At 34.7% G+C, this 12799-nt stretch carries 15 protein-coding genes and 2 pseudogenes; 4 read left to right on the top strand and 13 right to left on the bottom strand.

Features of this window, described 5'->3' with window-relative positions; translation table 11 throughout:
* Window positions 1-75: 75 nt before the first annotated feature.
* From HMPREF0381_RS16075 to pfkB, 3 genes and pseudogenes are all read right to left on the bottom strand, one after another.
* Window positions 76-171 (bottom strand): annotated as a pseudogene (locus tag HMPREF0381_RS16075) (IS200/IS605 family transposase); the annotation flags it as partial.
* 53 nt (window positions 172-224) lie between these two features.
* On the bottom strand, window positions 225-476 hold the full coding sequence (locus HMPREF0381_RS05405) for a PTS sugar transporter subunit IIA (RefSeq protein WP_008750907.1): 252 nt from the start codon (window positions 474-476) through the stop codon (window positions 225-227).
* A 10-nt stretch (window positions 477-486) separates the two neighbouring features.
* Entirely contained in the window at window positions 487-1407 is a 921-nt protein-coding gene (pfkB, locus tag HMPREF0381_RS05400) for a 1-phosphofructokinase (RefSeq protein ID WP_008750906.1), read from the bottom strand.
* A gap of 350 nt (window positions 1408-1757) precedes the next feature.
* Here pfkB and HMPREF0381_RS05395 point away from each other — a divergent pair, with 350 nt between their 5' ends.
* The 3 genes from HMPREF0381_RS05395 to HMPREF0381_RS05385 are packed head-to-tail and all read left to right on the top strand — an operon-like array spanning window position 1758 to window position 5539.
* Window positions 1758-2105 (top strand): nitrous oxide-stimulated promoter family protein, encoded by a 348-nt coding sequence (locus tag HMPREF0381_RS05395; RefSeq protein ID WP_008750905.1) that lies wholly within the window; start codon window positions 1758-1760, stop codon window positions 2103-2105.
* 3 nt (window positions 2106-2108) lie between these two features.
* Window positions 2109-3851 (top strand): ABC transporter ATP-binding protein/permease, encoded by a 1743-nt coding sequence (locus HMPREF0381_RS05390; protein ID WP_008750904.1) that lies wholly within the window; start codon window positions 2109-2111, stop codon window positions 3849-3851.
* The gene (locus HMPREF0381_RS05385) at window positions 3851-5539 is read left to right on the top strand and encodes an amino acid ABC transporter ATP-binding/permease protein (RefSeq protein ID WP_008750903.1); all 1689 of its coding nucleotides are present in this window, start codon (window positions 3851-3853) and stop codon (window positions 5537-5539) included. Before HMPREF0381_RS05390 ends, HMPREF0381_RS05385 begins: the two co-directional genes overlap by 1 nt.
* A gap of 79 nt (window positions 5540-5618) precedes the next feature.
* Here the strand turns inward: HMPREF0381_RS05385 and HMPREF0381_RS15330 are convergent, their stop codons facing one another.
* The 9 genes and pseudogenes from HMPREF0381_RS15330 to HMPREF0381_RS05340 all read right to left on the bottom strand — a co-directional run bounded on the left by HMPREF0381_RS15330 (window position 5619) and on the right by HMPREF0381_RS05340 (window position 10347).
* Complete coding sequence (locus HMPREF0381_RS15330) at window positions 5619-5756, bottom strand: hypothetical protein (RefSeq protein ID WP_008750902.1); 138 nt, start codon at window positions 5754-5756, stop codon at window positions 5619-5621.
* A 204-nt stretch (window positions 5757-5960) separates the two neighbouring features.
* On the bottom strand, window positions 5961-6209 hold the full coding sequence (locus HMPREF0381_RS05375) for a type II toxin-antitoxin system prevent-host-death family antitoxin (RefSeq protein ID WP_050784243.1): 249 nt from the start codon (window positions 6207-6209) through the stop codon (window positions 5961-5963).
* Window positions 6173-6541 carry a fluoride efflux transporter CrcB gene (gene crcB, locus HMPREF0381_RS05370; protein WP_040461175.1) on the bottom strand — a complete coding sequence of 123 codons (369 nt, stop codon included), beginning with the start codon at window positions 6539-6541 and terminating at the stop codon, window positions 6173-6175. The genes HMPREF0381_RS05375 and crcB overlap by 37 nt, the downstream gene beginning before the upstream one ends.
* Window positions 6542-6551: 10 nt before the next feature.
* Complete coding sequence (locus HMPREF0381_RS05365) at window positions 6552-6812, bottom strand: hypothetical protein (protein WP_008750898.1); 261 nt, start codon at window positions 6810-6812, stop codon at window positions 6552-6554.
* Window positions 6813-6841: 29 nt separating this feature from the next.
* Window positions 6842-7351, bottom strand: a complete 510-nt coding sequence (locus tag HMPREF0381_RS05360) for a HEPN domain-containing protein (protein ID WP_008750897.1) — start codon at window positions 7349-7351, stop codon at window positions 6842-6844.
* A gap of 120 nt (window positions 7352-7471) precedes the next feature.
* Window positions 7472-7894, bottom strand: a pseudogene (locus tag HMPREF0381_RS15690) (DUF1877 family protein).
* A 100-nt stretch (window positions 7895-7994) separates the two neighbouring features.
* Window positions 7995-8669: a DUF4357 domain-containing protein gene (locus tag HMPREF0381_RS05350; protein WP_008750894.1), complete on the bottom strand. Its 675-nt coding sequence runs from the start codon at window positions 8667-8669 to the stop codon at window positions 7995-7997.
* Window positions 8670-8691: 22 nt separating this feature from the next.
* On the bottom strand, window positions 8692-9105 hold the full coding sequence (locus HMPREF0381_RS05345) for a hypothetical protein (protein ID WP_008750893.1): 414 nt from the start codon (window positions 9103-9105) through the stop codon (window positions 8692-8694).
* 249 nt (window positions 9106-9354) lie between these two features.
* The gene (locus HMPREF0381_RS05340) at window positions 9355-10347 is read right to left on the bottom strand and encodes an alpha/beta hydrolase (RefSeq protein ID WP_008750892.1); all 993 of its coding nucleotides are present in this window, start codon (window positions 10345-10347) and stop codon (window positions 9355-9357) included.
* A gap of 172 nt (window positions 10348-10519) precedes the next feature.
* On the opposite strand from HMPREF0381_RS05340, the gene HMPREF0381_RS05335 reads away from it, so the two are divergent.
* On the top strand, window positions 10520-11395 hold the full coding sequence (locus HMPREF0381_RS05335; RefSeq protein ID WP_008750891.1) for a LysR family transcriptional regulator: 876 nt from the start codon (window positions 10520-10522) through the stop codon (window positions 11393-11395).
* Between the two features lie 345 nt (window positions 11396-11740).
* Here HMPREF0381_RS05335 and HMPREF0381_RS05330 read toward each other — a convergent pair whose 3' ends face one another.
* Window positions 11741-12706: a zinc-binding dehydrogenase gene (locus HMPREF0381_RS05330; RefSeq protein ID WP_008750890.1), complete on the bottom strand. Its 966-nt coding sequence runs from the start codon at window positions 12704-12706 to the stop codon at window positions 11741-11743.
* Window positions 12707-12799: the final 93 nt, after the last annotated feature.

The following is a 12799-nucleotide window of genomic DNA, read 5'->3' as shown; positions in this document are numbered from 1 at the left end:
AAGCTCACTCGCCTTTCTACCCTTGATTTTTTATATATTGCTTTAACATTTCTTCAGAAATATCGCATACATTCCTTTTAATGCTAAAAGCTTTTTTCTATACTTACATACAAAAATAATATGATACTGTAATAAATATTTGTGTCTATTCTTTGATTTCCATACTCCCATAACGCCGGTTATTGTATCACAAATATCTATTTTTTGCTACCTTAACCCACCGTCTAAAGCCGGTGGGATTGCGGTAGCATTATTTCAAAACAACTTGCCTTGGCATGCGGTATAGCTATTCCGTCTCCCACACCTGTCGTAGAGAGTTTTTCTCTTTCCAAAAGTGCATTCAAAAACTCATCCTTTGTACCGATAATCTTCTTTTCCACAAGCATATCGGTTAATTTATTCAAAGCATCATTTTTATCAACTGCTTTAAAGCCGAACTGAATCAAATCAAATCTAATCAACTCTGTTAAAGTCATACAACCCCCTTTACAGATCACATTTATTTACTTTTATTTGTACCGACAATTCATCAATAAGTTCTCTTTTTCCTACACCTGCGGAAAATGATGTAGCACCTCCTGCCGCCGATGCATACTGCAAACTCAGCTTATAGTCCTTACTCTCATCATACTTTGCTACAAACATTGCAAGCATACTGTCACCTGCTGCAATAGTGGAAACCACTTTTCCCTTTGCTACATTTGCACAAAAAACTTCGCCTTCACCTGTAAAAAGTATTGCGCCCTTGCTTCCTCTTGAAACCAAGACATTTATGGCACCCATTTCCTGAAGTTTTCTTGCATACTTTGCAATATCTTCAACAGTATCTACCTTTACACCAAACATCTCACCAAGTTCAAACTCATTCGGTTTTACTGCAAAAGGCTTATATTTAAGTGTATCAAGTACCATCTCTTTATTGCTGTCCACCACCAGCTTGGCACCCTTTTCTCTCACCTTCTTTGCTATATTTACAAAGTCTTCATCTTCCATCCCGGGTATGATATTTCCTGATAAAAATACACAATCCTCATTTGAAAGTTCATCTAAAGTCCCAAAGAAATCATCTATATTTTTCTTATTTACGCTGCTACTTTGTGAATTTATCTCAGTCTCTGTATCTGTAGTAAGTTTTATGTTAATCCTTGTAAACCCCTGCGTTTCAACAAAATCAGATTCTATTCCCTGTTTCTTTAACTCCTCTTTAATATAGTATCCTGTAAATCCGGCAATAAAGCCAAGCGCCTTGCTCTTTATACTGATATTTTTTAACAACAGAGAAATATTTATCCCCTTGCCTCCCACAACATATTTTGACTCACCGGTCCTGTTAAGCTTACCAAGTTCAAAATTATTGACCTTTGTAAGCATATCAATAGCCGGATTCAATGTAATTGTATAGTACATATAAAACCTCCATGACTATATTCAGTAAATACCTTACCTGTGGGTATATTATAACATATATCTTATTTATTTTATAAAGAAAATTTGAAATATTTATTCACACAAATATCCGTATTATTAATAATGTGTCAAATCTTTTCTAAAATAAAATACCCTAACTTTAAGAGCATTTACTTAAACTTAGAGCATAAAATTATATCATTCCAAACTAAAATAAAACCGATATTTTAGGCATTCCTAACTTTTTATAATAGAAAAACACCTTAAGTCATGTTATATTTATATATACATAATCTACGTTTATTATTAAAAGTTTCATTCCATTTTTCTATATTGAAAGGATAAATTATATGAATTCAGAAAAAACTGAAAGGAAAAGGCAAGATGAATTACAAGCCGTCACTAGGATGATAGAAATATACTGTCGTGGTAAGCATAGTCATACCGGTAGTCTATGTAAAGACTGTCAGGAACTTATGAACTATGCACATTCAAGAATTCAGAATTGTCCGTTTATGAAAACAAAAACCTTTTGCAGTAATTGTAAAGTTCACTGTTATTCTCCCGATATGAGAATAAAAATAAAGGAAGTTATGAAATTTTCAGGACCGCGCATTATGCTTTACCATCCAATTATGTGTATAAAGCATGTGCTTACATCTTTGTCGGCTAAATTTAAAAAATATGGAGGTCTTTAGTTTATGATCAAGATGAGACTTATTCGTATTTTGAAAGGCTCCGGAAAATATATACTCTACCAGGTTCTATGGCAATGGATATCTCTTATTATGCAAATAATCATTGCAATAAACATTACCGGACTTATTCAAGAAGCTTTCTTAGATACAGCCTTTGAATCTCATATTCCAAGAGTTGTTATTGTCGTCATTGCAAGCGTTTTGATAAGAACAATATGTGACAAACTCTACACTAAAGCAAGTTTTCATGCAGGTGCAAATGTAAAGAGAATCTTGCGTAACCGTATATATGAAAAGGTACTTCGCTTAGGTCCTGCTTACAGAGAGCAGGTACATACCTCTGAAATCGTACAAATGGCAGGTGAGGGTGTTGAACAGCTTGAAGTATATTTTAGCAGGTATTTGAGTCAATTTTTCTACTCATTACTTGCTCCACTGACTCTGTTTATAGTTTTAATGAGAATCAGTATGAAATCTGCTGTTATTCTTCTTATAGCAGTTCCTCTGATACCCATAGTTATAATGCTTGTAATGACAGTAGCTAAGAAGCTGCTCAGCCATTACTTTGACATATATTACGGTCTTGGTGACAGCTTCCTTGAAAAGCTGCAAGGTATGACAACTCTCAAGATATATCAGGCTGATAAAACTGCTGCAGATGATATGGATAGAGAGTCGGAACAATTTAGAAAAATAACAATGAAAGTTTTGATGATGCAGCTTAACAGTACCTCTGTTATGGATATAGTTGCATATGGCGGTGCGGCTGTAGGAATTATCAGTGCCCTTTTACAGTTTTATAAAGCTGAGATTTCTCTTTTTGGAATGTTAATGTTCTTATTCCTTGTAGCAGAATTTTTCCTTCCAATGCGAATTTTGGGAAGTTTCTTCCACATAGGTATGAACGGAATGAAAGCAAGTGATCATATATTTGCATTCCTTGATCTTCCTGAGCAACAAAGAGGTAGTAAAGAGATAAATGATAAAGAGATAAAAATATCACTTGAGAATCTTTCTTTCTCATACGACCCAAGAAAGACTATATTAAGCGGAATAGATATGACTATCTCACCAAAGTCCTTTGTTTCAATAGTAGGTGTCTCAGGCTCCGGTAAATCCACTATAGCAGGTATACTTATGGGTAAAAATCTAAAATACAGCGGAAGTCTGAAGATAAATAATGATGAACATAGTGAACTTACAAGCAAAACAATACTCTCTCATTTTACTTTTGTAGGGCATCGCAGTTGGATGTTTGCAGGTACTGTAAGGGAAAATCTTTTGATGGGCAATCCAAATGCTACAGAAAAAGAAATGAATGAGGCACTGGAAAAAGTTAATCTTCTTGCCTTTATCAATTCTCAAGACGGACTTGATACAAAACTGACCTCAAATGCAAGCAATCTCTCCGGAGGCCAAAATCAAAGACTCTCACTTGCAAGAGCTCTTCTTCATAATACACCGGTATATATATTTGATGAAGCCACATCAAATGTTGATGCCGGTAGCGAAGAGATAATAATGAATGTAATACATGAATTATCAAAAACAAAAACCGTTATCCTTATATCACACAGACTTGCAAATGTAGTTAACAGTGATGAGATATTTATGCTTAAGAACGGAAGTATCGTAGAATCAGGGCTTCACTTTGAACTTATGAATAATAAAGGTGCTTATGAAAAACTCTTTACAGAGCAAATGAATCTTGAGAATTTCTCAAAGAGAAAGGAGATATCAGAATAATGAAAAAAATCACAAGAAGATCCGGGCTTTCAATTATGAGAAGTCTGATTGTTTTGATAAAGCCTTTGACAGGTGTTATGTTACTTGGAATTTTTCTTGGCGTCATCGGCTTTTTATGTGCTATCTTCCTTACCGTTACAGGTGGCTACGGCATACTGCATGGACTTTATACTCTGTTACATAACAGCTTTACTTCCGCTCCGAATCTTTCAGGAAAAATATTTATTTCCCTTATCGTAATGGCTGTTGCAAGGGGTATTCTTCACTATGGTGAACAGTACTGTAATCACTATATCGCATTCCGAATACTTGCAATTATAAGACACAAGGTTTTTGCAGTACTTAGAAAGCTCTGCCCTGCAAAACTTGAGGGTAAGGAAAAAGGTAACCTTATTGCTATTATAACAAGTGATATAGAGTTATTGGAGGTATTCTTTGCACATACCATATCACCTATAGCCATTGCTTTTATAACATCTCTTATAATGGTTATATTTATATGGTATCAACATCCTATTGCAGGTATTATTTCATTGCTTGCATACATAACTGTAGGAATTGCTCTTCCTCTTTGGAACGGTAGTCGCAGTGCAGATGCCGGAATGAACTTTAGAAATAATGTAGGTGAACTGAACAACTTTGTCATAAACAGCATGTACGGTGTGGATGAAATATTACAGTATAATCAAGGTGAGGTACGCTCAAATGAGATGGACTCAAAGTCTTTGGAACTGTCTGATAATCAAAGAAAGCTCAGCTTCTTTGAGGGTTCTCAAAGAGCTGCGACAAACATTGTTATCCAGCTTTTCTCATGGTTAATGTTCTTTTATATGCTGATGCTTTATAAAAATGAAAGTATAGGCTTTTCACAGATGCTTATTGCAACATTGGCTATGATGAGTTCTTTCGGACCGACTGTTGCTCTCTCTTCACTCTCAAATAATTTAAATCAGACTCTTGCCTGTGGTGAACGTGTATTATCATTGCTTGAGGAAGAACCGACTGTAGAAGAAGTATCAGGCAAAGAAGCTACATCCTTTGAAGGTGCAGATGTTGATAATGTAAACTTCTCATATGCTGAAGAGATTATACTTGACAATGTCTCACTTGATATCAAAAAAGGTAAGGTCCTTGGAATACATGGTGTAAGCGGATCAGGTAAATCCACCTTGTTGAAGCTTTTAATGAGATTTTGGGATGTAAATACAGGCGAGATTCATATTTCAGGTAAAAATATAAAGAATGTTAATACAGAGGACCTTCGTAAAATGATAGGATATGTTACTCAGGAAACCGTTATATTTCAAGGAACTATTGCAGATAATATAAGAGTATCCAAACAGGATGCAAGTCTTGAAGAAATTTACAATGCAGCTAAAAAGGCAAGTATACATGATTTTATATCAAGTCTTCCAAATGGCTATGACACCAATGTAGGTGAGCTGGGCGATTCACTATCAGACGGTGAGAAGCAGCGTATAGGGCTTGCCAGAGCCTTCTTACATGATGGTGACTTCCTGCTTTTGGATGAGCCTACCAGTAATCTTGACGTACTGAATGAAGGTATTATCTTAAAATCACTATCAGGGGAAAGCGCAGGAAAGACCATTGTACTGGTTTCACATAGAAAATCTACAATGTCTCTTGCAGATGAGACCTACGAGATGGCTAAAGGCAGATTCTCATAAAATTAAAAAAGCACATAGCAGAAATTTTTTAAGCTATGTGCTTTATATTTTATTTTCTTGACTTATAGAATTCCTTATATCATATTTCAAAGGCCTTATCAAGCTCACCGTTTTCATATGCATACTTTCCCTCCATATGCTCCAACTTTTCGTCAAAATTATGTAGGTTATCATTATTTTCCGTCATTCTGTCAAGCCATATTTTGGCATTTGCCAAATCATTATTTTCAATAGATTTATTAAAGAAAGATTTGGCATATCCATAGCCATGATTTCACTTGGCTCCCGACTCCGGGAATGCTCTCCAGCCTTTATCCACAGTTTCAAATCCCTCTTTTAAATTGCCTTCATTGATTTTAGTTACCTCATCCTTGCCTTATTCAATAACACTTGCATATCTTTCTGTATCCAACAGCATATCTTACTCCTCCACCGGTGCTTTCAATTCGTCCAAATTCAACCAACCTTCACAATCTTTTACAACCTCTTCAGCCTCCTGCAACTTCATCAAAAGCTTTTTCTCTGCATGACCACGCTCATAATCTTCAATATCCATAACTACAAAACCTCCTCTGCCATTCTTAGTCAAATATACAGGTTCTCCCTTATGACAATTTTTCAAGACTTCATTACTTATATCTTTACCACCGAAGCCAACCTCTTTCCGCATAAGATACCGAATATACAGCATACAACACTTAATACAATATATAATCCGCCTAATGTATATTGCTTATTATCAAGCAAGTTAAACGCTTCAAGTGAAAATGTTGAAAATGTAGTGAATCCGCCACATACACCCGTCTTCCAAAACAGCACGGTATTACCCGATATATTATCCTTGTTACTTGTAAACCCGACAATAAAACCGATCAATATTGCACCAGCTATATTTGTAATAAGTGTAAGTATCGGAAATCCTGTTTTAACCGGTATAAGACTTATCGCATATCTTGCCATTGCTCCTATAGCTCCTCCAAGTGCCACAAATAAAAAACTCATAATTCCTCCTTTATTTAAAAGACCCGCCACCTCTATAGGTATTTACAGTGCAGGTAAATCTCTTCCCGCATTTCGGACATTTTATAACATGGTAAATAATATCATCAATCCAATGCCCGTCTTTTATATGTTCCCCTAATTTGCAACTTCCTTCAACTACTATAAAACCCCTGTTTTCAACCAATTCTTTAATATACTCTATGGTTTCTTCATATAGTTTGGGCGTGGAAAAGTATTCTATCTTTTTAATATCTGAACAATAATCACACATATTTTTTACCACCCATAATTATTCCGTTCCTATAAATCAGTATATCTTTCCAAATCCGTTAAATATTGCTTAAGTGCTTTGAGCATTTTTGCAAGCTCTACACAATCTATTTTGTCCATCTCTATTACAGCATACTTTTTCTTATTCTCATCAAAATCCGGATATCTGGTTTTATTGTTGAGCGCCGAGAATTTGATATCTTTCAGCACCTTTATAAGCAGCTGTTCTCTCAACCTTTCCTCAACCATAGCATTGCCTTTGCCGTATATCTGCACCAATATCTCAATTGACTTATCAAGTGAATGCCCTATAGTCTTTTTTATCATTTCCTTATAATAAGCATTTGTCACATCCACAATCTGAGCAATTTTGGCTTTAATCTGTTTTTCCATAGCCTGCACATAAAAGTACGCTGCCTGATTATAAAGTTCTCTGCTCTCAAGTATAACCGCAGATTTTTCATCCTGCATAGCCGTTTTAAGATACTCATGTGCCACTTCCAAAGAATCCTTCAAAAATTTCCGATTACCTAAATACATATATTCTCCTAAATTCTTATAACTTTATACTTATTTTCTGATAAATAACGGTGTATCAGTCCCAAACTACTTCCAAACAATTGAAGCCTTTTGGAATTTCCGGTCTCCACTTCCATTATACTAGCAAATAATAATCACTACATTTCCATTCACTTCAAGTATTTTCTTATAAAAATCTCTTAGTATTTGGAAATACTCCATTAATTCTTCTCTTATTTTATCAGCATCTTCTTCATAATCCCAGATATTCAGATATATATTTGCTTCTTTAAACCGTCTTATACCTAGATTCTCCAAGGCTTTCTCTATATCAAAATCTTCAAGAGCGAGAAATATATCCTTAACTTGCGACTTTTGCGTATAAGCTATATACTACTGTGAGTTTTTAATAGAATTCAACCCAACAATAGCCTCACTAAGATGATTATTTTCTATAGCACCATCCTTCCCAACTCCAGTCAGTGCGAATTTCATTGCATCCCGCATCTTATCCATATCCAGTTGTATTTCTATATCATCAATACCATCTTTATCATCTTCAATATCATCAACTGCTTAATTATAAAAGAGCTTCATCTCTATTAAGTTTCTGTCGCTTAAATATTGATAATTTGCTATTATTCCCATTTTAAGTCCCTCAAAACTATGGCTTATCCCTGTATATCTCTATAGAATTCCCTTTCATATCCTTCCACTCAACCCATCCGTTATTTGACTTGCCTATAACTACCCAGCCTGCACTTGACGGATTACTACATACTATATCCTCTTGTAATATATTATTATCAATTTTTGCATTTTTTCTAATGGAAGGAATAAATCCATTCCCGGTGTCTCCACAAATACTTCCCTTTAAAAGGGTAAATACACCATCTTTGACAATAGCTTTACCACTAACTTTTCCAAAGCCTTTTATATTACGGTTTAGAAAGTATTCTCCATCAGGAATAAACCCGGTGTTGGTTTTAAGCTTTATTTCCTCTGTTGATTCTTCAAATACTTCTTTCTTCGTTTTATCTTTTGGATATATTTGTCTCCCATCTAATGATGCCAATAATGATTTCGCTATTTCTATATCCAACGCAAACAATTCAGTATTAGAAATTCTACTTTTGCTAAATATGTCATGGATAAGTTTTTCCTTATCGTCATATTCATCAACTTCAATTGCAAACACTCTCTTTAAACCTGTTATATTTGCATATCCGTTACTTTCTAAAAATCTCATCCTATTTTCAAATTGTTCGTTCCCTGTTTTTCCAATTTTTATAAGTCCTGAAACTACTGTAGCCATTAAATATATTATTCCCTTTGCCATATCTTACCCCAATTCTATAAAACTACAACTTACTCTTACTGCAAAGTAAGCTTTCTATCATAACCAAAACCATATTTTGTGGATTTATTTCAAACTCATTTGATACTATACGCTTATTAAAATACTTAACCGACTTATCATGATTAAGAAATTTATTTATACAAAGATACTGTTCAATTTCATCAAGTATGAATGCACTTTGTTTTAAATCCAAATCACTAAAACCGTTTGCATAATGAACGCTTTTCATAATTCTTTTCAACTTTGTCTTTGGGTATTCTTCTTTAAGCATATCTCTTAATAAAATGACCAGTCCGTCAAATGTTTGACTGTCTAAATCCTTTGCACTTACATCTATAATAATATTTTCATTGTATAAATGTTCAATAAGCTTGATCATTTGTTGTTTCAAATCCATAGGTCCATTTTCACTCATTAAAACCTCCCCCACCCGGTAGAATCTATCTTTATTAATATTTACTTTAATTACTAAACATGATTATAATATAAGTTGATAAGTTAATTCAAGTTTGGAAAAATGGGGAATAGACAATGTTTGAGGATTTTAAGTAGTTTCTCCCTAAAAATCAAATAACCCGACAAACATTATAAGAGTGTGTGTCGGGTATTGCTAAATTCAAAATAAAATACTGCTCTATATTATTACTTTCTATGAATCCTCTGATTACATATTCTCTTCAAAGAATTTATGTATTTTATCAAAAGGAATCACTTCCATATTATCGTAGAGGTCTATATGTGAAGCCCCTTCAATTGAAAGGAACTCTTTATTATCTGTATAACTACTGTCTTTTATCATGTTTTCATAGGCGTCTTTACCGAAGTAGTAGCTATGTGCCTTATCTCCATGAACTATAAGCACTGCACTACGAATTTCATTGCTATACTTCAAAATCGGTTGGTTAAGAAATGACATGGTTCCTACCACATTCCATCCGTCATTTGAATTAAGGGATCTGCTATGGTAGCCTCTCTCTGTCTTGTAATAAGCATAGTAGTCCTTCACAAACTGAGGAGCATCCTCAGGAAGCGGATCAACTACACCGCCTGCCCTTTCATAGGTTCCTGCCTGATAGTCCTTTGTTCTTTGCTCATTAAATCTTTTTCTTGCTTCATATCTTGCCTCTTCACTGTCCTGTGAATCAAAATACCCTTTTGCCGCTACTCTTGTCATGTCATACATAGTAGAAGCTACCGTTACTTTAATTCTCGTATCTATCGCTGTCGCATTCAATGCCATACCGCCCCAACCGCAAATTCCGATAATACCGATTTTATCCGGGTCTACTTTCTCATAATTACTTAAAAAATCAACTGCCGCTTGAAAATCTTCCGTGTTAATATCCGGCGAAGCCATATATCTTGGACTTCCACCACTTTCTCCTGTAAATGAGGGATCAAATGCAACAGTTATAAATCCTCTCCTTGCCATTTCCTGTGCATATAATCCTGATGACTGTTCCTTTACCGCACCGAAAGGTCCGCTTAGGGCTATAGCCGGAAGTTTTCCTGTAAAATTTTTAGGCTCATATAAATCAGCCGCAAGAGTTATTCCATAACGGTTTATAAATGTTATTTTTTTATGATTTACTTCCTCGCCTTTATCAAATTTCTTATCCCATGTATTTGTTAAATTCAATTTTTCTGTTGTCATCATTTTATTATCCTCCTATTGTTCTTCAACCCTCTTTATAAATTTTGCCGAAACACCGCTGACAACTGTATTATAAATATCCGTTTTAAAAATATCAAATACCTATGTCTTATATTTAGATATTCTTTTTAATTATAATTGTGTTATAATATATTAAAATTTTTAGGAGGTAAGTATGGAAATTAGAGTATTGAACTATTTTGTAGAAACGGCTAACCAAAACAGCATGACAAAAGCGGCAAGAAGATTGCATGTAACACAACCCACTCTCTCAAAACAAATTAAAGATTTAGAAGATGAGCTGGGGCAAAAACTGTTTATCCGCTCCAACTACAGTGTGAAACTTACTTCTGAAGGTGAACTTCTTTACAAAAGAGCGGTAGATATACTAAACATAGTTAATAAAACAGAAAATGAATTTAAGTCTATGAATAATTTTAACGGTGGTGATTTACACATAGGCTGTGCCGAGTCCTATGGAATAACTATAGTTGCAAAAGCCGTTAAATCACTAAGCGATAAATATTCCAATATCAAATTTCATCTATACAGCGGTAATTTTGAAAAAGTTACAGAACAGTTAAATGGAGGACTTTTAGATTTTGCTGTAACGGTACAGAGTCTTGATACCTCCTCATTTAATTCACTAAACTTACCTTATATGGACAAATGGGGCATTTTAATGCGTAAAGATAGCAAATTGTCCAATAAAACAAATATAACTATAAATGATATTTCAAAAATACCTATTATCATTTCAAGACAGGGTTTTTCTGATGAAATGCCGAATGAACTAAAAAACATACAATCAACTCTTAACATAGTAGGCACATACGACCTTCTTTATAATGCAAGTATTTTTGTTAAAGAGGGATTAGGGTATGCTTTTTGCCTTGATAAATTGATAGATACAAGTGCAGAAAGCGATTTAATTTTCAAAGAAATTTCCCCACATATTTCATCTCCTATGAAGATAATATGGTCAAGTAAAACCATATTATCAAAGACAGCCGAATTATTTTTGGAAGAACTGAAAAAGAGCTTGAATTAATCTATTTAAAAATTTATTGTGAGTTGGAACTACCCTTAGAAGCCACACCGGATACTTGGGTTTATCCCTTTTGCGTGGATATCGGCTTAGTTTTGAAATTAACTCTATATCCGACAGACGAAATCATATATAGAACTTATGAAAACACAAAACGGTGGTAAACCCAATAAAAATATGTGGTTTGATGAATGGGAGTACCCAAGAAATGTGGGTGTTATTATTGCCGATACAATATCAGGTGGCAATGAAATGATATATTTAGATTACATAGATTGCAACAAAGACATAGAACCGAAGGTCTCCATCTGTTTACAGGAAGGTGATTTTGAGCTAATTGTTATATCATCAAACTACAATAACAATTTTACCATTTGTCCTATGATTATCCAAATCAATCAAAGCTTCTCTGATATTTTCAAATTTGTAGATGTTACCGATAAGTGGCTTTAGATGTTGATTATCTATGAATGCAAATATATCTTTCAGATCTTTTGTACTCGGATAATTCGAATGAAATCCTGTCAAATATGTCCCATTCGGTATCTGTGTGATAGGATAGAATTCAGGTATTGCAAACTCGCCGAGCACTCCCGTCTGACATACAATTCCACCATTTGTAAGACAACTTAAGCTGTCAATTACAGTGCGACCACCAATCAGCTCAAGTACTTTTGTCACTCCACTTACCTTATTTCTTATACTGCCATCCGACAAATCACCTTTATCAAGAATACACTCATCAGCACCTACATCTTTTAGACGTTGAAGTTTTGATGACCTATGTGTTGTCGCTACAACCTTGCAACCCAATGCTTTGGCAATCTGAATTGACATATACCCAAGTGCACAGCTACCGCCTCTAACCAAAAGTTTATCGCCGGGCTCCAGCCTTAGTCCCTCAAACAGTGACCCCCATGCTGTATAATATGTCTCCGGCACTGCTGCCATCTCTTCCCAACTAAGTCTTGTTTCTATAGGAAATACATGACTGATAGGAAGTAGTGCATATTCTGCATAACTTCCATCAAAGCTTCTTCCCATTCCACCCATAAGGGAAGCTACTTTCTGTCCTTTTGGCAATCCGGAATCTGAAGGATCCTCAATAAGTCCGACACATTCAATTCCCGGAATAACAGGCTTTTTTATATAATCTCTTTCTATTTCATATTCCCTAAGAATCTGTTCAGAATGATTCAGACCGAAAGCCATTATCTTTACAAGGACCCATCCGGATTTAACCTCCGGTATTGGAACCTCCTTAAGAAATATATCCTCTGCCTTTGTAGGCTTATCAATTATAACTGCTCTCATATTTGCACATATACCTAATCAAATTTATTAGAAAGATCCCAGTGATGATTTCCAAGTTCTTTTACAAATGTTGCAAAATCAGACTTACATTCA

The organism is Lachnoanaerobaculum saburreum DSM 3986 (genome assembly GCF_000185385.1).
Lineage (GTDB): Bacteria > Bacillota > Clostridia > Lachnospirales > Lachnospiraceae > Lachnoanaerobaculum > Lachnoanaerobaculum saburreum.
This window is presented reverse-complemented; position numbering and strand designations above follow the sequence as displayed.